A 25,544-nucleotide genomic window follows, 5' to 3' on the forward strand; every position below is an offset into this window, starting at 1 on the left:
CGGGTGAGGGCATGAGGACGCACGAGCCGACCGGTGCGTCGGCGAACGCCGGTGCGGACGGGCGGGAGCTGTTCGCGGCCGTACGATCCGTGCTCGCCCGCGTGGACGCCCACGCGGCCCGGGCGCAGAGCCGCCCCGGGGGGCCCGGCAGCGGACAGGGCGCCACGGACCGGCCGCACGCGGGGGCCGCACCCGCGGACAGCGCCGTTCCTGGCGCCGGTGCGGACCGCCCCGCCGCGAAGGGTGCGGCCGAGCCCGTCCGGTGGGACGGCGATCCCGGCGCCGCGGCGCCCCCGCGACAGAGCGAACTCACTGCCGGCGGCAGCACCCCCACCGCCACAGCCGGAGGTGAACCGGCCGCCCCCGGTGTGCGCGGGCCAGCCACGCTCGCCACGCTCGTCGCCTGCTTCGGGCTCAGCCCCTTCGAGTGCGACGTCGTCCTGCTCGCCGCCGCTGCGGAGCTCGACCCCACCACCGGCGGGCGGTGTGCCGCCGCCAGTGGGGACCCCGAGCGCACCCACCCCACGTTCTCGCTGGCCCTCGCCGCCCTCGACGGTGCGCACTGGAGCGCCCTCACCCCGGTCGCCCCGCTGCGCCGCTGGCGGCTCGTCGAGCTCGACGACGAAACCCGGCTGACCACCTCACGGCTGCGCCTCGACGAGCGCATCCTGCACTTCCTCGTCGGCTCGCCCTACCTGGACTCCCGGCTGCACGGACTGCTGCGCCGTGCGCCCGTACCGGAGTCGCTGCCCGTGTCGTACGACCTGGCGGCGAGTCAGGTCGCAGCGGGCTGGAAGGGCGCCGGGTCGCACGCGCCGCTCCGGATCGAGCTCGTCGGCGGCGATCTGCGGACCCGTACCGACATCGCCGCGGCGGCGGCACGCCGGTCGGGGCTCGGTCTGTACGCCATGGCCGCCGACGACATGCCCACCGATCCGGCCGAGCGCGACCGGCTGGCGCGGCTGTGGCAGCGCGAGGCCGTCATGCTGCCCGCCGCGCTGCTCGTCGAGGTCGGCGAGCTCGACCGCGACCAGGCGGCGGCCACGGACGCGTTCATCGAGAGTGCGGCCGTTCCGCTCGTCGTCTCCAGCCCCGATCCCCGGCAGACCGCCCGGCCGCGCGGTGAGCGCGTGACCGTGCCGCCGCTGGACACGGAGGAGCAACTGGGCGTGTGGGCCGACGCGTTCGCGGACGTACCGGAGGTGAGCGAGGAGGATTTGCGGGATCTCGTCGCGCAGTTCTCGCTGCCGCCACATCTGATCGAGTCCGCCGGAGCGACCGTCGTACGCGATCTGCCCGGCGAGGACGAGCTGGACGCGACCGGTCTGGCCTGGCGTGCAGGGCTCACCGAGGCCCGGATGGGCATGGACGAGCTGGGCCGGCGGATCGAGCCGCAGGCGGCGTGGAGCGATCTGGTGCTGGCCGAGCGGCAGCGGCGGATTCTGCGCGAGATCGTCGCGCATGTGCGTCAGCGCTCGACCGTGTACCAGGAGTGGGGCTTCGCCGAGACGCTGCGCCGCGGACTCGGCGTCACCGCACTCTTCGCCGGCGGCTCCGGCACCGGAAAGACCCTGGCAGCCGAGGTGATGGCCAAGGAGCTCGGCCTGGATCTGTTCATCATCGATCTCTCGCAGGTGGTCAGCAAGTACATCGGCGAGACCGAGAAGAATCTGCGCAAGGTCTTCGACGCGGCCGAACGAGGCGGCGCGCTGCTGCTGTTCGACGAGGCCGACGCCCTGTTCGGCAAGCGCAGCGAGGTCAAGGACAGCCATGACCGGTACGCCAACCTCGAGGTCAGCTATCTGCTGATGCGGATGGAGGCGTACCGGGGGCTCGCGATCCTCACGACGAACATGAAGCAGGCGCTGGACACGGCGTTCATGCGGCGCATCCGATTCGTCGTCGACTTCCCCTTCCCCGGCGAGAGCGAGCGCGCCGAGATCTGGCGACGGGTGCTGCCCGCGCGGGCCCCGATGAAGGGCATCGATCCCGCGCAGCTGGCCCGGCTGACCGTGGCGGGCGGCTCGATTCGCAATATCGCACTGTCGGGCGCGTTCCTCGCGGCGGAGGAGGGCGACCGGCTCCAGATGCGCCACATGCTGGAGGCGGCGCGCACCGAATACCTCAAGCTGGACCGCTCCTTGACGCCCTCGGAGGTCCACGGATGGGTCTGAGCGAGGCACGGCGTGAGGCTGCGCGCGAGGCACCACGTCCCTCGGAGCGCGCGATCCGCGTGGACATCGGCGAGCTGGTGCTCGACGGGTTCGAGCGGCTCGACCCCGACCGGGTCTCGGCCGCCTTCGAGGCGGAGCTCTCCCGGCTCGTACGGGAGCGTGGCGTGCCGCTGGCCGCTGACGGGGGCCGGGCCCTGGACGCCCTGTCCGGACTGCCGCCGCTGCCCTCGACCACCTCGCCGGGGCGGCTCGGCGAGGCGTTGGCGCGTGCGGTGCACGCGGGACTCTCGGGGCGGGGTGAGTCTCGATGAGTACGTCACATGCCCAGGACACGCAGGCGGCCCAGGCCGAACGGCGACGCAAGCGCAAGGAGCGCGCCACGTCCCGGACACCGGAGCCGAAGAACATCGTCAGCGGAGCCGGACAGCCGCTCGATCTCAGCGTACGGCGGGAGCTGGAGGAGCAGCTCGGCCACGACTTCAGCCGGGTGCGCCTGCACACCGACCGGGACGCGGGCGCACTGACGGAACTGCTGGGCGCGGACGCGGTCGCGGTCGGCCAGGACATCTTCTTCCGCGAGGGCGCCTATCGCCCGGGCACGGCGGACGGGCAGCGGCTGCTCGCCCACGAGCTGCTGCACACGGTGCAGAACCCGGACGGTCTGGGCGCGTTGCGCGCGGGCCGCGATCTGGGGGCGGTGAGCCTTCCGCAGCAGGCGCTGGAGCGCGAGGCCGAGTCGGCGGCGCAGGCCCTCGTACGGGACGAGGAGCAGGCCCCTGAGGTGGAGGCGGAGCAGTCCACGCCCGGCTGGCTGCGGTACGCCACGGTCGACGCCGACCGGTCCCGTACGGAACAGCTGGACCCCGCCACGCTGGTGGACCGTCTCGCGAACGGCGTGCTGCGCTCGCTGCGCGGCGACCCGGCGGACCTGTCGGGACGTGTACGCCTCCAACTGGCCCGGATGTCACCGCAGTTGCAGGACTCGGTGCTGGACCGGCTGGAAGTGCGGCTGCTCTCCGACGAGTACGACCGGATCCTCGACCTCGCCGAGGAGTCCGAGACCAGGCCGGCGGACCTCCAGCCGGCCGAGGTGCCCGAGCCGGAGACCGATCTCTTCGAGCTGCTGGGTGTCGAGCGCACCCGATGGAAGCACCAGGAAGAGGGCGGCCGGGGCGCGAAGGACAAGCAGGCCGCGGACTCCCGCGAGGAGCAGAAGGACGCCGCTGCACGGGACGAGAAGCTCAGCGGCGACCGGAGCAGGGCGCGCTCCGACGCGGTGGCCGAGGGCCAGGAGACTGCCCAGCGCAAGGAACAGGAGGACGAGCGGGCCCAGTCCCGGCAGCAGGCCGCGCAGGAGCAGCGGCAGGAAGAGGAGAAGCAGGGCCAGGACCGTCAGCGGGGCGACGAGGCCGCGGACGAGCGCGCGCAGGGCCAGGCGGACGGCGCCGAGCAGACCAAGGAGCAGCGCAAGGAGCAGCGCGACCGGGAGGAGCAGGACCCGGAGCAGGCGAACGCGCCCGGTGCCGACAAGCGCAAGCGCAAGGACGACGCGAAGAAGCCGGCGGACGGTTCGAAGCAGGAGAACCTCGACCCGAAGGCGAAGGGCCGGCCCGGTCCCGTACGCCCCGAGAAGGTGGACGAGCGGGCGGAGCAGAGGGACAGCGCGCTGTTCGAGCACGGCCTGCACGAGAAGGACGAGGACGAGGACGAGCCGCGCGAGGAGGAGAAGCCGCTCGGGCTCGAGGCGGGCGCGGACCGGGAGATCGGCGGCGACGAGGGTGACCAGGACAAGGGCGGCGGCGCGGTCGAGCCGGAACTGAAGCCCGAGGACTATCTGCCGGATACCGATCCGGATGTGTCCTCGGTCCCGACGGCGGACAACCCCTCGGCTGCCATGCCCGCCTTTCCCACGCCTCCGCCGACCAAGGCCGAACAGGTCCAGGAGCAGCGGGAGAACGACGCGGAGGAGGAAGAGGACGAGGACGCCCCCGAGGCCGAGGCCAAACCGCCGGGCGCAGAGATGGGGCCGGTCGAGGGCGAGGCGCCGCAGCCCGAGGGCGGCCCGGCGGCCGAGGCCGGGGACCGCAGCGAGAAGGACCTCCAGCCGGAGAAGCCGGTGGACCAGGAGGTCGGCCCCGATCCCGGGACCGAGGGCAGGCAGGAGCCGGAGCCCGAGGCGGAGAAGCGGGACCCGGAGCAGCAACAGGAGGCGGACGAGAGGGACTCGGGCTCCTCCGACGGCGAGGAGCAGCCGGACGCCAGGAGCGCCGAGGATCAGCAGGAGGAGCGTAAGGAGCAACAGGAGCAGGACCGCAGGCCTCGACCCGGGGTTGCCGGATCCTCGGCGGCTGCGTCGGGCACGGGCGCTGCCACCAGTACGGCGGCGTCCGCGACCCCGCCCGCCGGTGCGCACACGGAACGGACCTCGGCCGAGGACGCCAGGCCTTCTCCTGCCGCACGGCGGGTCGCCGACTCCGCGAAGAGCGACCATGAGGCATCCGCGCCCAAGAGCGCGGTGCCGAAGGAGAGCGGTCCGGGAGCGGCGGTGCCGAGCGGTGTGGTCGGCGGCAGCAGTGCGACAGGGCCGAGCGCCGCGACCGGCCCCGGCGGGGCGCCGTCGGTGGCGCAGGCCGCGGTGAGCCCCGCGGCTGAACAGGCTGAGAGCCCTGGGAGGTCGGGCCCTCCCGCGCCGGAGGCGTCGCTGGAGAAGGACGGCGGCGGCTGCGCCCCGCCCGAGCCCGCGGCGGAGAAGGACGAGGGAAGCGGCAGCTGCGGCGGAGGCGGCGGTGGGACGTCTCCCGAGGAGAAGCAGGAGGAGCCGCCGGACGTCTCGGGCCAGGACCCGAAGGCAGCCATCGGGACGGTCAGCAAGCTGGCTCCGGACCAGGCCGCAGCCGCCATGCCCGGTGTGGACGCGGCGGCGGACAAGAAGGTCGGTGAGGAGCAGCGGCGGCTGGCCGCCAACCCGCCGAAGCGGGAACGTCCTTCGGGCGCGCCACGGACTCGGTCCGGCCCGCCCGAGGCGGCCCCACCGGCCGCCCAGGTGACCGGCAAGGTCGAGAAGCTCGGGCCCGAGGATCGGGTCGAGAAGCAGAAGGCCAAGGGCAGCGCGAAGGCGGAGGGCGCGAAGCCCACCGACCACACTCCGCCACCGCCGGCCCCGGTGGCGGAAAAGTTGACCGCGGAAGAGGCGAAGAACGTCGATGCCGCGGCCGACGCGGTCCCGACCGTCGACCCGGAACTGCAGAACAAGACGGTCGGGCCCGCCCCCAAGATCAGGCTTGAGGGCGAAAGCGACCCGAAGCGTACGGACGACCAGGCCAAGGCGCTCATGGACAAGCAGTCCGACATCCAGAGCACGGGCCGCGAGGACGCGGCCAAGCCCATGGGCGAGGACCGGATCTTCCCCGACGCGCCCCAGGAGCAGCTGGTCGGCAAGGCCATGGGCGGTCGGCGGCGGGGCGGCGGAGGCGACTTGAAGGCCGGGTCCGCGCCCAAGCCCGGCGTCGGAGCGGTCGCCAAGCAGGAACGAGGCGGCGAGATCCAGGGGGCCGCGGGCCAGGCCCAGGGCGACCTGGTCGCCAAGGAGAAGCAACAGCAGCAGGGCGAACAGCAGGCCAAGCAGGAGAAGCAGACCGAGATCGACCGCGAGGTCACCCGGAACGCGGAGAAGCAGACGGCCGAGCGCGGGCGCGCGGCCGAGGATGCTCAGCGCGAGCGCGAGAACTGGCGCCACGAGCAGGACCAGAGGATCGAGGACGCGGACAAGAAGTCCGAGAAGGAACACACGGACAAGAACAAGGAAATCGTCAAGGCCCGCGACGACAAGGACAAGGAGGTCAGCGACCGCAAGGACAAGGACAACGCGCAGATCGACACCGAGCGCGAGAAGGCGGAGAAGGAGGCCGAGAAGAAGAAGGAGGAGGAGAAGCCCTCGGGAGGCTTCTTCGGCTGGGTCGCGGACAAGGTGAAGAGCGCCTTCAATGCGATCCTCGACGCGGTCACCAAGGTCTTCGACGCCGCCCGCAAGGCTGTCAACAGCATCATCGACACCTTCAAGGACTGGGCCAACAAGGCCATCGACTTCGTACGGGACCTCGCCATCAAGGCGATCAACGTCCTGGCGGATGCGCTGATCGCCATCGGTGACGTGCTGTTGGCGGCCTTCCCCGAGCTACGGGACAAGTTCCGCAAGGCGATCGAGGGCTTGCGTGACAAGGCGATCGCGGCTGTCAACGCGCTGGCGGACGGCCTGAAGAAGGCCGTCAATGCCCTGCTCGACGCATTGGCCGCGGGCCTGAATGCGCTGCTCGACGTACTGGAAGCAGGCATCAAGGCCGCCATCAAGATCTACCAGGCGGTCATTCTCGGCGCGATCAAGTACGCCCAGGCGGCGATCGAGGCGCTGGGCAAGTTCGCGGCACTGGTGGCGGACATCGCGCCGGACCCGGGTGGCTGGATCAGCAAGGCGGGCAGTTCGGCGAAGGCCGGCATCACCGACCACCTCTGGGGCGCCATCAAGACGGGTGTGAAGCGGTGGCTCGACACGAAGGTCGAGGGCATCCTCGGGCTCGGCAAGGCTGTGATCGACGTTCTGGTGAAGGGCTGCGTCTCGATCAAGCAGATCGGGAAGATGGCGTGGGACGCGATCATCGCCTCGCTCCCGATGATGATCGCCTCGCTTGTCATCGAGAAGGTCGTCTCGATGATCGTCCCGGCGGCGGGCGCGATCCTCACTATCGTCCAGGGCCTGATGGCGGCGTGGCAGAGCATCAGCTCGATCCTTTCCGCATTCAGCAAATTCTGGGCCTACTTGAAGGCGGTCAAGGTCGGACCCGCAGCCTGCCTGTTCGCGGAGGCGGTGGCCGCAGGTGTCGTCGCGCTGCTGGACTTCATTGCCAACTTCCTGCTGGAGCGACTCGGTTCCGCGACCAGGGGGGTCGGTAAACGCCTCAAGGCGATGGCCGAGAAGATCATGAAGGGCCTCAAGAAGACGGGCAAGGGTGCGAAGAAGGCGGCCGGCGAGGCGGTCAACAAGGCACGGGGCGCGATGCGTAGTGCGCAGGAGGCGCTGAGGAAGCCGGCGGGCCCCTCGAGGCCGAAGGGGCCGAGGGTCCCGAAGAACCGTTCGACGTCGGCGGACCGAGGTCCGGGGGCGAATCGGGTGCCGAAGGACGCGAGCAGCGACAGGCCGACGAGCAGGACGCCGAACAAGGAACGGGAGCACCGCCGCGAGGAGGACGCGGCCAAGCGGGACCAGCGAGGGCCGGAAGCGACGCCTGACAAACCACAGAGCCGGACGCCCGAAGACCGGCCCGGCACCGCACCGGACCAAAAATCTGATGCCCGGACGGACAGGACTCCGGGCAGCGCTCCGGAGAAGAAGCCCGACCTGCGAGAGAACAAGGCTCCGGACAAGTCCAAGAAGAAGGAGACCGAGGCTCCGAAACGCCCGAAGCCGCGTAAGCCCAAGTCTCCGCTCGGTAAGGCCTTGCAGAAGATAAAGGACAAGGTCAAGTCCGCACTGAAGAAGGTCCGCAACGCCGGTAAAACTCTCGGTAGGAAGCTCAGCAAGAGCAACCCCGGAAAGGCGATCAAGAACAGCGGCAAGAAGATGCGCGACCTCTTCAAGAAGAAGCGCGACCGTATGCGTAACGACAAGAAGCGACGCGCGGACCAGAACAAGAAGCACCGGGACGACCGGAAGAAGAAGGAGAACTCGAAGGAATCGAAGGAGGTGCGCCTCCAGAAGATTCTCGGACGGCTCCGGCCAACCATCAGGACCAAGCTCGAGAAGGGTATGTGGGACCCCGCGTTCCGGGCCATGCTTTTCGGGATGCGTAAGTGGTACAAGCTGACGAATCTGGCGCCTGTGGGTGATCCACTCATCGACATTCGGGCCAGGCTCAATCCCGAGGACAGTGCCGGCGAAGCTCAGCGGGACCAGCCGAACCCGGAAACCGGACAGCGAAAGGTACACCTCCGGGGCAAGAAGAAACCGGCGCCGCTGAACAAGGGGGACAAGGTGAAGCTGGCGCAGCACGGAATGGCTTGGCTCATCGGTGAGGTGACGAACACGAACGAGGAGCAGGAGAGATTCGACTTCTACGGTCATGGCGCGAGGGGAGACAGCCGTTTCAGCAACATCCCCTTCACTGGGGGGCATCGCTGGAAGAAATATAACCCAGGGCAGTCGTACAAGACCGGCGAGGCATTCGAGCGCATTCGACACCGGAACGAATGGGACGACTTCAATGATGCACGGCAGGTCCTCAACTATCGTAAGCATGTCGAGTTCAGTAACCCGGAGGGCATGCAGTGGCACCACATCCACGAGCAGAATGCCGGCGGCAGGCACCTCGTGCCGAACCTTGCGCTGACCACCGTGGAGCTCAACAGGGATACATTCAATCGCTGGTTTACAAGGCCTCGTCGAGACCTCAACGGCTTGAACGTACGAGCTTACCTGCGAGGAATCAACGCATCAGAGGCGGAGTACCGGAAGTGGGGGCTTCTGTGCATCAAGGAGAACAAGCTCAAGATCGACCGCAGGAATCACAATAATCGGGGCGACTATCAGGAACTGATCGGGAGGTGATGATGAAGACCGACTATCTGGTGAGCCTCGATGAGGAAGCCGACCCGCAGCTTCATGCGTTCCTCGTCGGCCAAGGGGCGCGGCTCACAACAGAGTTCGGCGAGTGGCGGGTGCCCCAGCACTGCCGGGCTTCGGTGAAGGCAGCACTGCAGCAGAGGGCACTCGATTTTCGCCTCCGCTACGAATTCTTGGCCGAACCGACCGACAGTGTGGACGAGTTGGCCGCATATCTGGGAGTGGACGTCCTCCAGGACTCACGCGTCACACCGTCGCGTCCCCTTTTTGCCAAGGCCCCGGAGGACGACTCCCTCATCGCCAGCACCGCGATGGTCGGTCTCCTGGAAGCGGTGACCTCCGAGCTGGGGTGGCAGCGCTACAGCGACGCCGCTGGGGACCTGTGGTCCCTCACCTCGGCAAGCACGCTTCCGGACCCCATCCGCACACCGCACGCCTTCGCCACCGTTCAGGGGAGGAATGGGCTGTGGATGGTGATGGATGACGGCAGGTCCATCATCACGGAATCCAGTCTCAGGCACTTGCGCCTGTGCGGGATTGCCTGGACCACCAAGAAGATGGTGGAGGGCAGAGTTCTCCCGCATCCAGCCATTCCGGTATTCGGTGGCCGCGTCCTCGACGTCATCGACAAGCACCACGTCGAGCTCGCCTTTCCGCCGCTCTGCCTGGTTCCCGAGCAGAGCACCGTCGACCCCTGGTAGCACTTCACCGGATTGGATTGCCGTGACCCGTTACGCAGACATACCCAAGCCCATCCGCTCCGGCATCGTCGTCGTCGACCCCGAGCGCGGTACCCCCCAGCGCATCATCGTCCTCCAGTTCAACCCCGACACCCTCGAACGCTCCCTCGCCCCTCAATCCGCCGGCGGCAGCGGTGACGCCGGCGGGGGCGGGAGCGGAGGCGACCGGAACGAGGCCCTCCGGCTCAAGGGGCCTGCCGAGGAGAGCTGGAAGTTCACCGCCGAGATCGATGCCACCGATCAGTTCGAGGTCGCCGCGCCCGACGGCATCCATCCGCAGCTCGCGACGTTGGAGATGCTGGTGCATCCCACGAGCGCGCAGCTCCGCGAGGCCTCCCGGCGAACCCAGAAGGGCACCATCGAGATCAGCCCGATCGAGATGCCGCTGACCCTCTTCACCTGGGGGAGCAAGCGAGTCATGCCCGTGCGGCTCACCGAACTGTCCATCAACGAGTCGGCGTTCGACGTCGGTCTCAATCCGATCAGGGCAAGCCTCGGCATCGGGATGAAGGTCCTCAGCGTGAGCGATCTGCCCGCCGGGCACCGCGGGGCCGACCTGTATCTCGCACATCTGGCGCAGAAGGAACGGCTCGCCGCGGCCGCGCTGGGCGGCAGGCTGGCCGAACTCGGTCTGGGACGGGGGCTTTAGGACGTGATTGATCCGTATGAGAGTGCGCTGGACGCGATCCCGGGGGCACATCCGTATCCCCGCACCAGCCGGTACCACGACGCGGAGATCGGTGTGCACCGCCTCCCCGACGGCACCGAAGTGCGGTACGCCAAGCGGCGTTTGCTGCCTCCGCTCAGCCGGGCCGCCGAGGAGACCGCCCCGCACACCGTCAGCAGTGGCGAGCGGCCCGACCATCTCGGGCAGCGCTATTTCGGGGACCCCGGGCAGTGGTGGCAGATCGCGGACGCCAATCCCGTACTCGACCCGCAGGAGCTGACCGCAGAGCCGGGGCGGACGATCGACATTCCGCTGCCGGGTGGGTTCCATGGCTGACGAGCCCATCGGGAGCGGGCCCGTCCATCTCACCCTGCACATGGGCCCCAAGCTCACCCGCCCGGTGCCGGCCGAGGTGGCCGAGGCTCTGTTGTCCGCGCAGATCACCATGACCGCGGGGGAACGGAGCGGGTTCCAGCTCGCCTTCGATCTGACCAAGCGGGGGCTGATCGCACAACGGCTGCTGCCCGAGGGGTTCTTCGATCCGAAGACCAGGGTGATCGTCGCGACCTCGGTCAAGGGGACGCCGACCGTGATCCTGGACGGGCTGATCGTGCGACAGGAGGTCGGTGCCAGCAATCAGCCCGGGCAGAGCACACTCACCGTTACAGGTGAGGACCTGACGCTGCTGATGGACCTCGAAGAGCGCACCGACCGGTATCCGAACCTCGGCCCCGCCCAGCGGGTGGAGCGGATTCTGCGGCGGTACGCCGACTACGGAATCGATCCCTGGATCATCCGTGAGCAGATCCATCAGCCACCCCGTGAGCAGCTGCGGGTGGACTACCAGACCGGCACCGATCTGCAGTATCTGAACGAGCTCGCGCGGGCGAACGGATACACCTTCTATCTGGAGCCGGGCCCGGGCCTCGGCCGGTCCATCGCCTTCTGGGGTCCCGAGCAACGGCTCGGTCGGCGTCAGCACGCGCTCAACGTCAACATGGACAACAATTCCACCGTCGACCAGCTGACTTTCGCGTACGACGGGACGGCCCGGGAAGAGCCCCAGGCCCGTGTCCAGGACCCGCGCACCCGCGATGTGAGGCTGCTGGCGCAGCCCGACATCAGCCCACTGCGGCCGCCTCTCGGCCTGCGGGCCTCGCCCGCTCTGAAGCGCAAGACGCTGTCCGGCACGGCGAAGAAGGAGCTCGGGCAGGCCGAGGCCGAGACGCTGGCCAGGGCTGCGACCTCCGCTGACGCCGTTTCCGGGTCAGGGTCGCTGGATGTCAATCGGCATGGATACGTCCTGCGGCCAAGGGAGTTGGTGGGGGTTCGCGGCTCGGGCCTGACGTACGACGGGGACTACTACGTCAAGAGCGTGACGCACAACCTCAGACCCGGCTCGTACCAGCAGAACTTCACGCTCTCCCGCGAGGGCCTCATCGCTCGCAGCAGGACGGTTCGTCCGTGAGGGCGCGACCGTGATGACGCGTCCGCAATGACGTAAGGACCAGGAGAACTTCGCATGGCTGCAGGACCGAACAACCGGTTTCTCGGCAAGTTCCGGGGGCGGGTGATCGACAACAAGGACCCGCTCAAGCTGGGCCGGATCACGGCCCAGGTGCCGGATGTGCTCGGCGACGAGGCCTCCACCTGGGCGCTGCCCTGCCTGCCGTTCACCGGCCGGCACGCGGGGCAGTACGTCGTCCCGCAGATCGGCGCCGGCGTGTGGATGGAGTTCGAACAGGGCGATCCGAGCTTCCCGATCTGGACCGGGAGTTGGTACGGGGACGCCTCCGAGCTGCCTCCCCGGGCGAGCGCGGAGCTGCCCGGCTCGCAGCCGGTGGTGATCCAGACGCCTGGCGATCACAAGCTGGTGATGTCGGACGTGCCCGGTGGCACGGGGATTCTGCTGGAGGCCAAGGGCGGCGCCTACATCCGGATAGATGAGAAGGGCGTGACCATCGGCACCGGCAAGGGTGCGTCGATCGTGCTGACCGGCGACGAGGTCAACATCAACGAGGGCCGGCTGATCGTGCCGAAGAAGCGATGACCACAGCGACGAGTACGACAAGAACGGGGAGATACGTGGTGTCCGGGAATCTGGTGAACAGCGGCTCGGCGATCAGCTGCCCGCACGGCGGCCGTGTCACGCCCGCCTCCGCCCCGTCGTCCGGAGTCCGGATCGACGGGCTGTCCGTGCCCAGCGTGACGGATGTCTTCGCGGTGAGCGGCTGCCGGCATACGGTCGACGGCGTACTGCATCCGTGTGTGACGGTCCGCTGGACGCCGGAGCGCGGTGGTGTGCTGATCGACGGCCGGTCCGTGCTGCTGGAGAGCTCGTCCGCGCTCTGCTTCAGCGCCGCGCTCGTGCCGCAGGGCCCGCCGGTCGTGACCGCAGCCGCGCGGGGGGTGTCCTCCCGATGACGGGGACGAGGAGCGATATCGCCTTCCCCTTCCGGACCGACCGGCGGGGACGCACCGCGCACGCGGCTCATGACGAGCATGTACGCGACCTGATCGAGCAGTTGCTGTTCACCAGTCCCGGCGAGCGTGTGATGCGCCCCGACTTCGGCTGCGGGCTGCTCGATCTGGTCTTCACGCCCAACAGCCCCGAGCTGGCCTCCGCGCTGGAGCTGTCGGTGCAGGCATCCCTGCAGCGCTGGCTGGGTGAGCTGATCGAGGTGGAGTCCCTGGACGTGGTCAGCGAGGAGAACGTGGTCCGGGTGTATCTGCGCTACGTGGTGCGCTCCACCGCGAGCCGGCGCGACGACGTGTTCGAGGGGAGCGGCCCGGCATGAGCGGTACGAACAACGAGTTGGTCCGCCGTACGGACGGCAGGCGCGTCAAGGTGCGGGCTGCGCAGCTCGGCGGCGTGGACGCCGTGGAGGTCGGTGACGACGGGCTGACCCTCACCGTCACCTTCCTCGGCAAGGCGCCCCATGGGCTGTGCCCGGAGAACATACGCATCGACGGCGGCCGGCGGATCTCCGGCATCGAGGCCGTCGAGGTGTCCGTCGAGCGCGAGGAGGACCCGGAGCTCGACGACCGGCTGTTCGTCACGCTGGACCGCACCGGCGACACGTCCCGGTACACGCTCTCCGTCGTGGACACCGATCCCTACGGACGGCCCGGCACCGGGCCCTTTCCCGGCTTCGACCAGCGGTACTTCTCCGCCGGGTTCGACTTCCGGCCCGGCTGCCCGACCCCCTTCGACTGCAAGGACGAGCAGCCCGACTGCCCGCCTGCCTTCCCTGCCGCGCCGGTCATCGACTACACCGCGCGCGACTACGACACGATCCGCCGCCTGATCCTGGACCGGCTGGCGCTGACCACGCCGGACTGGGTGGAACGCAACGCTGCCGACCTGGGCACCACGCTGGTCGAGCTGCTCGCGCACACCGCCGACCGGATCACATATCAGCAGGACGCGGTGGCCACGGAGGCGTATCTCGACACGGCCCGCCGCCGCGTCTCCTTACGCCGCCATGTGCGGCTCATCGACTACCCGATGCACGACGGTGTCAACGCGCGCGCTTTCGTCGCGGTCGAGACCGTACGGGAGATGACGCTGGGGCCCGGCACGTACCGCTTCGCGGCCGTCGACGTCCGCAGCCTGGGGCCGCGCGACCGGCCCGCGATCGGCACCGTCATCGACGACCGGGACCTGGCCGTGCTGGACGAGCGAGGATCGGTCGAGGTGTTCGAGCCGGTCGTGGCCGACGAGCCGCTGGCGCTGCGCCCCGAGCACAACACCATCCGCTTCTGGACCTGGGGCGACGAGGTGTGCTCGCTGCCCAAGGGCGCCACTTCCGCGACACTGCGGGACGCGTGGGCGGACGAGGAGTGCTCGGTCAGGTCACTGGAGCTGGCTCCTGGCGATCTGCTGCTGATCGAGGAGGTGCTCGGGGCACGCTCCGGTACGCCGGGCGACGCCGACCCCGCCCACCGCCAGGCCGTACGCCTCACCTCGGTCACGCCGGGCGTGGACCGGCTGGCCGACCAGCCGGTACTGGAGGTCAGCTGGGCGCAGGAGGACGCGCTGGCCCTCCCCGTCCGTCTGTCGACGCGGGGCGGCAAGGACTGCGAGCCGGTCGAGGACGTGAGCGTGGCGCGCGGGAATGTCGTGCTCGTCGATCACGGGCGCTCTCTGACGTTCCGCGGTGAAATGCCGGAGACGGCCACCGTGCCTCCCGCGCCCGCCGTCCTCGGGTCCTGCGAGCCGTCCGGCTTCGGCTGCTGGGACCGCAAGGAGGGGAACTCCACGGCAGTTCTCATCAACGCCCTTCTGGAGCAGACCCGTTGTGGCCGGCTTCTGACAGCTGACCAGATACGGGAGCTGTTCACCGTTGTCGGCGAGGACCGGACGGGACGCGCCGGTCTCGGCCTGGAACTCGCGGGCCGCCGACGGGCGAAGGTCGTCCCCGGCACCGCCTACGAGCAGGCCGGAGCGCTTGAGACCCTGCTGGCCCAGGTCGTCTACCCCGGAATCCCGGCGCGCTTCAGGCCGGTGCTGCATCGCTCGCCCGTCGTCCAGTCGGTGCCGTTCCCCGACCCGCGTCATGTCTCGGCGGGACAGTCCACCCGGCTGGCCGCCATCCCCGGACGCGTCCGGCAGCGGCTGGTGGAGCTGTGGCGCAGCGCCCGCGACTGCGACGGACTCACAGAGGACGAAATCACGGAGCTGACGGTGCTGTTCGGGCTGCACGTGCTGGAGCGTTTCGAGCTGCGCCGTCATCCGGTGCCCGCGCTGCGGGAGCTGCTGCACCGCAGCGAGCGGCTGCTGGCCGCGAAGCTGCGTCGTCTGGATGTGCTGTCGGCCCGGGCGCGGGCCGGTGCGGTGCTGGACGATTCGATCGCCTGGGAGATCACCCACACCTGGGGCGCCGAGTACGCGGCGGGGATCGATCCGGACGAGCCGGTGCTGCGGGGTCCCGCGGCCGCGCTCGTTCAGGATCCGCGGGCCGCGCTTCCCGCCGTGACGGTCGGGGACGGCGAGACGTGGTGGACCGCGAAGCGGGACCTACTCGACTCGGGTGCGCGCGAGCGGCACTTCGTCGGTGAGCTGGAGGACGACGGCCGGATCGCGCTGCGGTTCGGGGACGGGCGCCACGGCGCCCGCCCGCAGCCGGGCGCGCGGCTGGAGCTGCACTACCGGCTCGGCGGCGGCACCGCCGGCAACGTCGGCGCGGAGGCCATCAACCACCTGGTGCTGTGCCGGGATCCGGACGAGTCCGACGCAGACGAGCCGTTGCCCGTGGCGGGCGTACGCAATCCGCTGCCCGCCGTCGGCGGCACCGAGCCCGAGCCGGTCGAGCAGGTGCGCCAGCTCGCCCCGCTCGACCTGAAGCGCACGCGGCTGCGGGCCGTCACCGCCAAGGACTATGCGGCACTGGCATCCCAGCTGCCCGGAGTGCAGCGCGCGGCCGCCGAGATCCGCTGGACCGGCAGTGTGCAGGAGGCGCATGTCGCCGTCGACGCACTGGGTAGCGGGGACGCGTCCCCCGAGCTGCTCGACTCGGTGGCGTACGCCCTGGAGAGCTACCGCCGGATCGGGCACGACCTGGTGGTCGGGCCCGCGCGGTCCGTGCCGCTGGACATCGCGCTGACGGTGTGCGCGGTGCCCGGTCATCAGCACGGCCAGATTCTCGCCGAGCTGTACCGACTCCTCGGCAACCGCCCGCTGACCGGCGGACGTCTCGGCTTCTTCCATCCCGACGCGCTGACCTTCGGTGAACCGGTGCGGCTCAGCCGACTGGTGGCGGTGGCCGCGGCGGTGCACGGCGTGGAGAGCGTACGGGTGACCCGGCTGCGCCGGCTGTTCCACGAAGATCCACTCGATGACACGGCACTGGAGGCAGGCGTGCTGCGGCTCGGCCCGCTGGAGATCGCGCGTTGCGACAACGACCCGGACCGGCCCGAGCTGGGCCGGCTTTCGATCGAGCTCGGCGGAGGTAGGCGATGAGCGGATCTTGCGGTTGCGGCTGCGGCGGGCACGACGAACGCCACGCGCCCAAGGCCCTGTACAACGCGCCGGGCCACACTGCCCTCAACTACCGGGTCGGCGAGTACGGCTCGTTCCTGGCGGCCATGCTCGACCGGCTCGCCTCACCCGCCTATCCGGCGCTACGCGGGCTGACCGTCCGCACCCCGGACGATCCGTCGATCGGACTGCTCGACGCGTGGGCGGTCGTGGGCGATCTGCTCACCTTCCACTCCGAGCGCATCGCCGACGAGGGATATCTGCGCACGGCCGACGAACACCGGTCGCTGGCTCTGCTGGGGCGTCTCGTGGGACACCGGCCGCGTCCGGGCATCGCCGCCGACACCCATCTCGCGTACACGCTGGACAGGGATCCGCGGGCCGAGGACGTGCCGGTGCTGATCCCGCGCGGCGCGCGCGCCAACAGCGTGCCCAGCGCCTCCGACGAGGAGTCCCAGGCCTTCGAGACCAGCGAGGACCTCATCGCACGCTGGGCGTGGAACGAGCTGGCGGTGCGTCGGCGGCGGCCGGCGCCGCTCACGCCGGACGGTCTGCGCAAGCGCCCGGAGATCTTCGTCTCGGGGACCGACATCTCCCTGCAGACCGGGGACAGACTGCTGTTCGTCTTCGGTGGGGACAAGGACACCCCCGGTCAGCGGCTGCTCCTTCCGGTGGCGCGCATCCGCATCGACCGGGACGACGAGATCACGGCGATCGGGCTGCCGCAGTCCGCCCCGCCCTCGCTGTCCGAGCTGGTGTCCGAGCTGAGCGAGTGGATCACCGAGGACGAGGAGGGTGAGCCCACCCCCGACAACCCCGCCCCGCGCCCTGTCAGCCGGATCATCGAGGACTTCGACGCCCAGGTGCTCGCGCCGCTGCGTGCGGACCTGGCCGGCATCAGGACGCCCGCGCAGTTCGCGACGCGGCTCGTCGAGCCGCACGACCGGCTTGCGGAGGCGCAGGCGATAGCCGCGCCGTACGAGGAAGTGGCCGCCTGGTTCGAGCAGTTGGAGGCCGTGGTCGGCGAGCTGATGGAGCGTGCGGCCGATCTGGAACCTTCCCGCCCGGATGCGCCCGCGGCCGCTGCCGACTCGCCCGCCATGCGGGCGCTGGGGGCCGTACTCCCCGCACTGCGCACCCGTGTGGTGCGGCCCCCGTCGGGGGCGCGCACGCTCGATCCGGGCCGTTACTACGCGCCGGGTTCCGATCTCGGGGCTCAGCTGCTGTCGGCGCTCGATCCGCGGGTCGCCGACGGCATGTACGCGGCGTGGCGGCGGGCGGCGCCCGCCGCGCCCGCGCTGCTGCGGGAGCTTCAGGCGATGCGGGTGACCGCCGTGCCGTTCGGGGCGACGGCACCGCTCAAGCCCGTGCAGGACGAACGTGGGCGGGTGATCCGGCAGACGGACTGGCCCGTGAGCGGCGGAGAACTCACCACGATGCGGATCGTGTACGACACGGCCGGACGGGTTCCGGTGCGCGCCGAGTTCCAGCACATCGAGACGGGGTCCTCCTGGCAGCGTTCGGAGAATCTGCCCGCGGACACGAGCTTCGGTCTGGGGCCGGGCAGGGTCTCGCTGCAGACCCGGGTGGGCCAGGACCACGATCTGAGCTGGCTGACCAGGCGCCCTGCGGACTCGCAGGAGCCCGGTGTGACGGCCGAGTTCTCCCAAGGGCTTCCGGAGCGGACGCTGTTCGTGTCGAGGCCGGCCGAGGACGGGCGTGTGCATGTGGCCGTGCAGAACGGCCGGCCGCTCAACTGGCTGCTGACTCCCGGCGAGCACAAGCAGGTCACCCACGGCGGTGTGGAGGTGACGGCGCGGTACACGGTCGGCAGCGAGCCCGCGAATGTCGAGATCGGCATCGTGACCGTGCCCGAGCAGGCGGACCGTCATGTGCTTCCGCTCGACTCCGTGCAGGACGGGATCACCGTCGGCAGCTGGGTCGCGATCGAGCGTCCCCGCAAGGGCTCCGGGGAACCCGACGGCATCCCGGGCGACAAGAAGCTCGCGCTCGTGACCACCCGCGTCACCGCCGTGCGCACGGCCGCGTACACCAACTACGGGATCACCGGCCGTGGCACCGAGCTGACGCTCGCCGATCCGTGGCTGGACGAGCACGACGTGCTGCTCTCGGCGATCCGGGACGCCACCGTCCACGCGGGCGGCGAGGCGCTGCGCCCCGCCGACGAGCCGCTGCCCGAGGAGGTCCACGGCAATGAACTCGAACTCGCCGAGCTGTACGACGGGTTGCGGCCCGGCCGTCATCTGGTGGTGTCGGGAGAGCGCACCGACATCCCCGGCACGGCCGGGATCCGCGGCACCGAACTGGTGGTGATCGCTTCGGTGGAGCAGCGGTTCGACCCGCAGCTGCCCGGCGACCATGTCCACACAAGGCTGACGCTCACCACGGATCTGGCCTACCGCTACCGGCGCGACACGGTGCGCGTTCAGGGCAACGTCGTGCCCGCGACGCACGGCGAGAGCCGTGACGAGCCGATCGGCAGCGGCGACGCCGGCCGGACCAACCAGACGTTCACGCTCTGGCAGTCGCCGCTGACCTGGCTTCCCGCCGGCAATCCGCTGGGGGCCACCCCGGCGCTCGAGGTACGCGTGGACGGGCTGTTGTGGCACGAAGTGGACAGCCTGGCCGGACGCGGGCCGCGCGAGCGCGTCTATGTCTCGGGCACGGCCGGGGACGGGCGCGCGACCGTGACGTTCGGCGACGGGACGCACGGCGCGCGGCTGCCCACGGGGCACGAGAACGTCCGGGCCCGGTACCGCTTCGGCACCGGCCGGGCTGCCAACGTCGGAGCGGACCGCATCACCCAAGCGATCACCCGGCCGCTGGGCGTCACCGCCGTCACCAATCCCCAGCCCGCAACGGGCGGCGCCGAGACCGACGGTCCGGGCCTGACCCGCCGAACGATCCCGCTCGCGGTCTCTGCGCTGGACCGGCTCGTCTCCCTCACGGACTATGAGGACTTCGCCCGCTCGCGGGCCGGCATCGGCCGGGCCGCGGCGCGCGAGATCTTCGACGGGCGGCGGCGGATCCTGCACGTGACGGTCGCCGGGGTCGACGACATCGCGATCGCGCACGACTCCGAGGTGCTGCGGGCTCTGCGCTCCTCGCTCGCCGAGTACGGCGACTCGCGCCTTCCGGTCCAGGTGGACGTACGCGAACTCGTGCTGCTGCTCGTCGCGGCGAAGGTGAAGGTCGCCCCCGACCACACCTGGAGTGTCGTCGAACCGCGGCTGCGCCAGGCGCTGCTGAGCCAATTCGGCAGCGGTCGGCGTGAGTTGGGCCGCCCCGCGCGACTGTCCGAGCTCCTGGCGACGGCCCACGCGGTGCCCGGCGTCGACTACGTCGACGTGGATGTCTTCACCGGTGTGCCCGCGTCCGTGACACCCGATGAGCTGACCGGACTCGCGGATTCGCTCGCGCAGCCGCGCACCGCTGTCGGGGCCCGGCTCGCCGCATACGACGAGGACGTGCACCGTGTCACTGCCGACGGCGGCGAGACGCTCACCCAGGTCGCCGCCAGGTACGGCATCTCGCTCGCCGAACTGCTGCGGCTGAATCCGGACATCACCGATACCCGGCGGCTGGCGAACGGCCGGGCCGTGTTCGTCTTCCGCGGCATCCGGCCGGCCCAGCTCGCCCTGCTCTCCCCACATGTAGCGGACACGCTGATTCTGACGGAGGTCACTTCATGACCAGGGAACCGGACGGCCTCGCGGATCTGCTCCCGCAATGGCACCGCCTGCGGGACGCCGAGGGCGGCGAGCCGCTGCGCGCGCTGCTCGCGGTGATGGCCGAGCAGGTGGACCGGGTGCGGGACGGAGTCGAGCAGGGGTACGAGGACTGGTTCGTCGAGACGGCCGCGCCCTGGGTGCTTCCGTACCTGGGCGATCTGGTCGGCTACTCACCCCTGCCGGGCTATGAGCGCGTGCAGGCACAGGGACTTGAGGGCGAGGGTGGGGACGATTCGCGGCTGCGCCTCGCCGAGGCCCTGGCGCCGCGCCGCGATGTGGCCGCCACGGTCGCCAACCGACGGCGCAAGGGCACCCTCGCGCTGCTCGAGGAGCTGGCGGAGGACGTGGCCGGATGGCCTTCGCGGGCCGTGGAGTTCTCCCGGCTCGTTTCCCACCAGCAGCCCGTGAAGCTGTACGGATCGGGCACGGAGGCCGCCGACGGACGCCGCCTGCAGCGCGGCAGGCTCGTGGACGTACGGGAAGGGGCCGCGCTGGACCTTGCGGGCGGACCCTTCGGCACGATCGCGCAGTCGGTGAATGTACGACGGAGCAACTCGGCCCGCACCCAGGGCGGTTACTCGCCGGCCGGGGTCGGTCTCTTCGTCTGGCGGCTGAAGCCGTATCCCCTGACCCGCTCACCCGCGTACTGCATCGACCGGGCCCGCAACCTCTACACCTTCTCGATTCTCGGCAATGACACTCCGCTGGTGACCAAGCCGGTGCCGGAGCCGTCGGCGACCCATGTCGCGACGATCGACAACGTTCCCGCGTACATCCGCCGCCGGCAGCTCGCCGACCGGCTCGCCGACTACTACGGGCCGGGCAAGAGCTTCACGATCTGGCGCGACGGCCAGGACGAGCCGGTGCCGCTGTCGGACATCGTGGTGGCGGATCTGACCCACTGGCGCTACCGGGCCAAGCGCGGCCAGGTGGCGGTCGATCCGGCCCTCGGCCGGATCGCCTTCGGCTCGCGGTCCGCGCCGCGGCAGGGCGTGTGGGTCACCTACCACTACGCGTTCGCGGACGACACGGGCGGCGGGGAGTACCCGCGCGACCGGGAGACACCGACGGCCGCCAAGTTCTACCGCGTCGGCCCCGGCCAGAGCTACCAGCGGATCATGGATGCGTACAACGACTGGCAGCGCGACCGGCGTTCCGGGCACTGCGGCCCCGACGGCGTCATCGAGATCACGCACAGCGGCGCCTACCAGGAGCAGCTGGACTTCGACCTGGACCCGGGCGACCGCCTCGAAGTGCGGGCCGCCGAGGGCACACGGCCGGTGATCCGGCTGCTCGACTGGTACAGCAACCGGCCCGACGCGCTCAACATCCGCGCCCAGGAGGACTGCGAGGGTGAGGCTCCACGGATCGTGCTAGACGGTCTGCTGATCACCGGTCGCGGGCTCAATGTCACCGGCCCGGTCGGCGCGGTCGTGCTGCGGCACTGCACGCTCGTACCGGGCTGGTCGCTGGAGCCGGAGTGTGACCCGCACTCGCCCGACGAACCGAGCCTGGTCCTGGACCGGACCACCGCGTGCGTGTCCATCGAGCGCAGCATCCTGGGCACCATCGAGGTCATCGGCGACGAGGTGCGCCACGACCCGCTGCCCATCCACATCCGGGACAGCATCCTCGATGCCACAGGACACGACCGGGCGGCGCTCTCGGCGCCGGACTGCCGCCACGCGCATGCCGTGCTGTACGCGCACCGGACCACCGTCATCGGCGAGGTCCACACCCACGCGGTGGAGATCGCCGAGAACAGCATCTTCACCGGGCCGATGCGGGTGGCCCGGCGGGGCATCGGCTGCGTGCGCTTCTCGTACGTGCCGCCCGGGTCCCGGACGCCACGCCGGCACCGCTGCCAACCGGACCTGGCAGGCCACGAGGAGGCTCAGCGGGTACGGCCGCTGTTCACCGGCGAGCGGTACGGCACTCCCGCGTACGGACAGCCTGCCGGGGGCTGCGCCGACGAGATCAGGCGCGGTGCCGAGGACGGCGCCGAGATGGGCGCCTTCCACGACCTCTACCAGCCGCAGCGCGAGGACAGCCTGCGGGCCCGCCTCGCCGAGTACACCCCGGCCGGTACCGACGCCGGGATCATCCCCGTCACCTGACACGACTTCTCACCGACGTACGAACTTCCGAGGGGGACCCCTTCCCATGCACGCAGACATCTCCCGCATCACCTTCCGGCCGGACCGGCACTACTCGGCGGTGATCGCACAGCAGGGCCGGGTACAGCTCGACGCGGACGCCAATGAGCAGGCCGCCATCCAGCTTCTGCAGGCTCGTACGACCGCCGCCGATCTGATCGGGCAGCACGGCGGTCCGGGCGGCGCCACCGGCTTCGCGCTGGCTTTCGTGAGCGGTGGCCGGGAGCTGGACGATCTGTCCATCGGCGGCGGCCGCTACTACGTGGACGGCATTCTGGTGGACGCGACGCGTCCGCAGGCCGGCGTCCCGGTCGTCGACGACGGACACGCCACGGAGGACGGCGACAAGGAGGGCCCGGCTGACGAGCAGCCTGCGGCGACCTGGACGTACTGGGACCAGCCGGACGGATACCGGGACGCGGAACGCCCAGGTGACCGCCTGCCCGGCCAATTCCCTTATCTGGCCTACCTCAAGGTGTGGGAGCGCTCGGTGACCGCGGCCGAGGACCCGCTGCTGCGCGAGGTGGCGCTGGGCTCGGCGATGCCCGACACCGCAGCCCGGCTCAAGACCGTATGGCAGGTGCTGCCGCTGCCCGGCACACAGCTGGACCTGGCGGACGGGGCGAGCAAGGACGAGGTCCGCGCCGCGTTCGCGCAGTGGGTGGCGGAACAGGCGCCGACCGCGCGGATGGCGGCGCGCAGCGAGCGTCCCGAGCACGCCGACGAGGACCCCTGCCTGGTGAAGCCGGACGCCCGGTACCGGGGCCAGGAGAACCAGATGTACCGCGTGGAGATCCACGAGGGCGGAGCGGCCGAGGACGCGACCTTCAAGTGGTCGCGGGAGAACGGCTCGGTGACCTTCCCGGTCGACGGACTCGACGGTACGTGGGTGGAGCTGGCCTCCCTCGGCAGCGACGACAAGCTCGACCTGAACGTGGGCGACTGGGTGGAGCTCGTGGACACCGCCTACACCAGCCGGGGCGAGCCGCTGCCGCTGTTGCGCGTCGAGGAGGTCGACCTGCCGGGGCGGCGGGTGCGGCTCTCCGGCGAGCCGGATCCTTCGGTCGGACGGCGCCCCGAACTCCACCCGTTCCTGCGACGCTGGGACCAGCGGCCGGCTTCCCGGCACGGGGCAGGACCGGGGCGTACGAAGCAGGCCGCAGCCAAGCTGCGGGGTGGCGCGCTCCGTGTCGAGGAAGGCGGCTGGCTGCCGCTGGAGGACGGAGTACTCGTGTACTTCGAGCCCGGCAGGACGTATCGGGCCGGTGACTTCTGGACCCTTCCGGCCCGTACGGCGACGGGGAATGTCGAATGGCCGACGGACGTGGCCCGCCGGCCGCTGCTGCGGTCCCCGATGGGTATCCAGGTCCACTACGCACCGCTGGCCTGGGTACTGGGGGAGGGCTCGGTCCCGGATCTGCGGATGACGTTCGGACCGCTGGCTGCCGTCATCCCCGCCGCGAACGACGAGGAGCTGGCGGCGGAGGCTGCGGCCGAGGAGGAAGCCAAGGCGGCGGAGGCCTCCGCCGCAACCGGGCCGGGCGTGCCGACGACGGCGCAGGACGACGAGGCCCAGCGCGAGAACTGATGCATCACCAGAGAAGAGGAGCACCACGATGGCAACGCCTCTGACCGCCGACAGACTGCTCAAGGCCCTCCGGGACGAAGGGCTGCACGTTGTCGAGCAACGGAGCTGGCGCACGCACAACCGCAACCACAAGGGTCCGTGGGGGCCCATGCACGGCGTGATGATCCATCACACCGTGACCTCGGGCACGCAGAACTCCGTGGACATCTGCTACAACGGCCATTCGAGCCTGCCGGGTCCGCTGTGCCACGGCGTGATAGCCAAGGACGGCACGGTCCACCTGGTCGGAAACGGCCGTGCCAACCATGCCGGACTCGGCGACGACGACGTCCTGCGCGCGGTGATCAACGAATCGACGTTGCCCGCCGACAACGAGGCCAACACCGACGGCAATCGCTCCTTCTACGGCTTCGAGTGCGTCAACCTCGGCGACGGCAAGGACCCCTGGCCGGCGGCTCAGCTGGAGGCCATCGAGAAGGCGGCGGCCGCGATCTGCCGGGCCCACGGCTGGTCGCACCGCTCGGTGATCGGCCACAAGGAGTGGCAGCCGGGGAAGATCGACCCGCGCGGGTTCACCATGGACTCGATGCGCAGCCGGATCAGGGCACGTCTCGGCGGCACGCCCGACGGCCCGTCGAAGCCGCCGTCGAAGCCCCCGGCCAAGCTGGAGCCGTTCCCCGGAGCCACGTTCTTCCGGGTGGGCCGGCACAGCGCCGTCATCACAGCGATGGGAAAGAGACTGGTGGCCGAGGGCTGCGGAAGGTACGAGGTCGGCCCGGGCCCGGACTGGTCGGAGGCGGACCGCAAGTCTTACGCCGCGTGGCAGCGCAAGCTGGGCTTCTCGGGGACCGACGCGGACGGCATTCCGGGCAAGGCGAGCTGGGACAGGCTCAAGGTGCCCAACGTCTGATCCACCGCCACCCGACGCCGGCCGGGCGGACCTCTCCTCGACAAGAGCCGCCCGGGCGGTGATGTCAGTCCACCGGCCCGCCCGCCACATAGATGACCTGGCCGGAGACGAACCCCGCCCCGGGACTCACGAGGTAGGACGCCGTATGGGCGATGTCCTCCGGTTGACCCACTCGCCCGACCGGAATGGACTGCACCGCGTTGCGCTGGAACTCCTCGAAGCCGAGGCCCAGCCGGCGGGCCGAGGTCCTGGTCATGTCGCTCACCACGAAGCCCGGGGCGATGGCGTTGGCCGTGATGCCGTGCCGGCCGAGCTGCAGGGCGAGCGACTTGGTGAAGCCGAGCAGACCCGCCTTCGCGCTGGCGTAGTCGACACGGGCGGCGTCGCCGGTCGCGGAGATGCTCGACATGGTGACGATCCGCCCCCAGCCGGCCGCGATCATGTGTGGGGTGACGGCCCGTGTGGCGAAGAACGGCCCCCGCAGATTGACCCCCAGGACCGTGTCCCACTGTTCCGTGGTCATCTCCACGAGGTCGGCACGGGGACCGACACCGGCGTTGTTGACCAGCACCGTCGGCGGACCCAGCTCCGTGGTGACCCGGGAGACGGCGGCGGTCACCGCGGCCTCGTCGGCGACGTCGGCGGCGACCGCCACCGCCGTACCGCCGTCGCCCCTGATGGCCTCCACCGTGCCCGCGCAGTCCGCCTCGTCCAGGTCGATCACGCCGACCGCCAGGCCGTCGTGGGCCAGCTGCCTGGCCACCGCGGCACCGATGCCGCGTGCCGCACCGGTGACAATTGCCGTGCGTCGTACCTCATTTGTGTATGTCATGGGCTGAAGTTCACGGCATGGGCGCGCTGCTGCCAACCGAATTGGGCCCGGCCTTCACGGGCAGCCGTCACAGAACCACCGACCACCAAATGCGACCGGAACCGGCAGAACCGGCGCCCAGCACCTCTCCGA

General features: G+C 70.4%; 16 protein-coding genes. 15 read left to right on the plus strand and 1 reads right to left on the minus strand.

From position 1 onward, the window contains the following. Positions 1-11 precede the first annotated feature (11 nt). From ACFYP5_RS17450 to ACFYP5_RS17520, 15 genes are read left to right on the plus strand one after another with little or no spacing between them, the layout of a single operon-like run. Entirely contained in the window at positions 12-2,174 is a 2,163-nt protein-coding gene (locus ACFYP5_RS17450; RefSeq protein WP_389036318.1) for an AAA family ATPase, read from the plus strand. Then, positions 2,165-2,485 (plus strand): hypothetical protein, encoded by a 321-nt coding sequence (locus ACFYP5_RS17455; RefSeq protein WP_389036320.1) that lies wholly within the window; start codon positions 2,165-2,167, stop codon positions 2,483-2,485. Before ACFYP5_RS17450 ends, ACFYP5_RS17455 begins: the two co-directional genes overlap by 10 nt. Next, positions 2,482-8,772 carry a DUF4157 domain-containing protein gene (locus ACFYP5_RS17460; protein WP_389036323.1) on the plus strand — a complete coding sequence of 2,097 codons (6,291 nt, stop codon included), beginning with the start codon at positions 2,482-2,484 and terminating at the stop codon, positions 8,770-8,772. Before ACFYP5_RS17455 ends, ACFYP5_RS17460 begins: the two co-directional genes overlap by 4 nt. After that, on the plus strand, positions 8,772-9,488 hold the full coding sequence (locus ACFYP5_RS17465) for a hypothetical protein (RefSeq protein ID WP_389036325.1): 717 nt from the start codon (positions 8,772-8,774) through the stop codon (positions 9,486-9,488). Before ACFYP5_RS17460 ends, ACFYP5_RS17465 begins: the two co-directional genes overlap by 1 nt. Before the next feature lie 22 nt (positions 9,489-9,510). Beyond that, complete coding sequence (locus ACFYP5_RS17470; protein ID WP_389036328.1) at positions 9,511-10,176, plus strand: hypothetical protein; 666 nt, start codon at positions 9,511-9,513, stop codon at positions 10,174-10,176. Positions 10,177-10,179: 3 nt separating this feature from the next. Continuing rightward, positions 10,180-10,530 carry a hypothetical protein gene (locus ACFYP5_RS17475; protein ID WP_389036331.1) on the plus strand — a complete coding sequence of 117 codons (351 nt, stop codon included), beginning with the start codon at positions 10,180-10,182 and terminating at the stop codon, positions 10,528-10,530. Then, a complete protein-coding gene (locus tag ACFYP5_RS17480; protein ID WP_389036334.1) occupies positions 10,523-11,662 on the plus strand; it encodes a hypothetical protein in 1,140 nt (379 codons plus the stop codon). The genes ACFYP5_RS17475 and ACFYP5_RS17480 overlap by 8 nt, the downstream gene beginning before the upstream one ends. A gap of 54 nt (positions 11,663-11,716) precedes the next feature. Next, positions 11,717-12,244 (plus strand): phage baseplate assembly protein V, encoded by a 528-nt coding sequence (locus ACFYP5_RS17485; RefSeq protein ID WP_389036336.1) that lies wholly within the window; start codon positions 11,717-11,719, stop codon positions 12,242-12,244. 38 nt (positions 12,245-12,282) lie between these two features. Next, positions 12,283-12,618, plus strand: coding sequence for a hypothetical protein (locus ACFYP5_RS17490; protein ID WP_389036339.1), 336 nt, complete (start codon positions 12,283-12,285; stop codon positions 12,616-12,618). Continuing rightward, positions 12,615-12,992: a GPW/gp25 family protein gene (locus ACFYP5_RS17495; RefSeq protein ID WP_389036342.1), complete on the plus strand. Its 378-nt coding sequence runs from the start codon at positions 12,615-12,617 to the stop codon at positions 12,990-12,992. The genes ACFYP5_RS17490 and ACFYP5_RS17495 overlap by 4 nt, the downstream gene beginning before the upstream one ends. After that, complete coding sequence (locus tag ACFYP5_RS17500) at positions 12,989-16,156, plus strand: putative baseplate assembly protein (RefSeq protein WP_389036344.1); 3,168 nt, start codon at positions 12,989-12,991, stop codon at positions 16,154-16,156. Before ACFYP5_RS17495 ends, ACFYP5_RS17500 begins: the two co-directional genes overlap by 4 nt. Further along, positions 16,153-19,887, plus strand: a complete 3,735-nt coding sequence (locus tag ACFYP5_RS17505; protein WP_389036347.1) for a putative baseplate assembly protein — start codon at positions 16,153-16,155, stop codon at positions 19,885-19,887. Before ACFYP5_RS17500 ends, ACFYP5_RS17505 begins: the two co-directional genes overlap by 4 nt. After that, positions 19,884-22,043: a hypothetical protein gene (locus ACFYP5_RS17510; protein WP_389036350.1), complete on the plus strand. Its 2,160-nt coding sequence runs from the start codon at positions 19,884-19,886 to the stop codon at positions 22,041-22,043. The genes ACFYP5_RS17505 and ACFYP5_RS17510 overlap by 4 nt, the downstream gene beginning before the upstream one ends. 46 nt (positions 22,044-22,089) lie before the next feature. Beyond that, a complete protein-coding gene (locus tag ACFYP5_RS17515; protein ID WP_389036353.1) occupies positions 22,090-23,670 on the plus strand; it encodes a DUF6519 domain-containing protein in 1,581 nt (526 codons plus the stop codon). Between the two features lie 28 nt (positions 23,671-23,698). Beyond that, entirely contained in the window at positions 23,699-24,580 is an 882-nt protein-coding gene (locus tag ACFYP5_RS17520) for a peptidoglycan-binding protein (protein ID WP_389036356.1), read from the plus strand. A gap of 64 nt (positions 24,581-24,644) precedes the next feature. Here ACFYP5_RS17520 and ACFYP5_RS17525 read toward each other — a convergent pair whose 3' ends face one another. After that, the gene (locus tag ACFYP5_RS17525; RefSeq protein ID WP_389036359.1) at positions 24,645-25,412 is read right to left on the minus strand and encodes an SDR family NAD(P)-dependent oxidoreductase; all 768 of its coding nucleotides are present in this window, start codon (positions 25,410-25,412) and stop codon (positions 24,645-24,647) included. Positions 25,413-25,544 lie beyond the last annotated feature (132 nt).

The sequence above is a fragment of the Streptomyces sp. NPDC005262 genome (genome assembly GCF_042872425.1).
GTDB lineage: Bacteria > Actinomycetota > Actinomycetes > Streptomycetales > Streptomycetaceae > Streptomyces.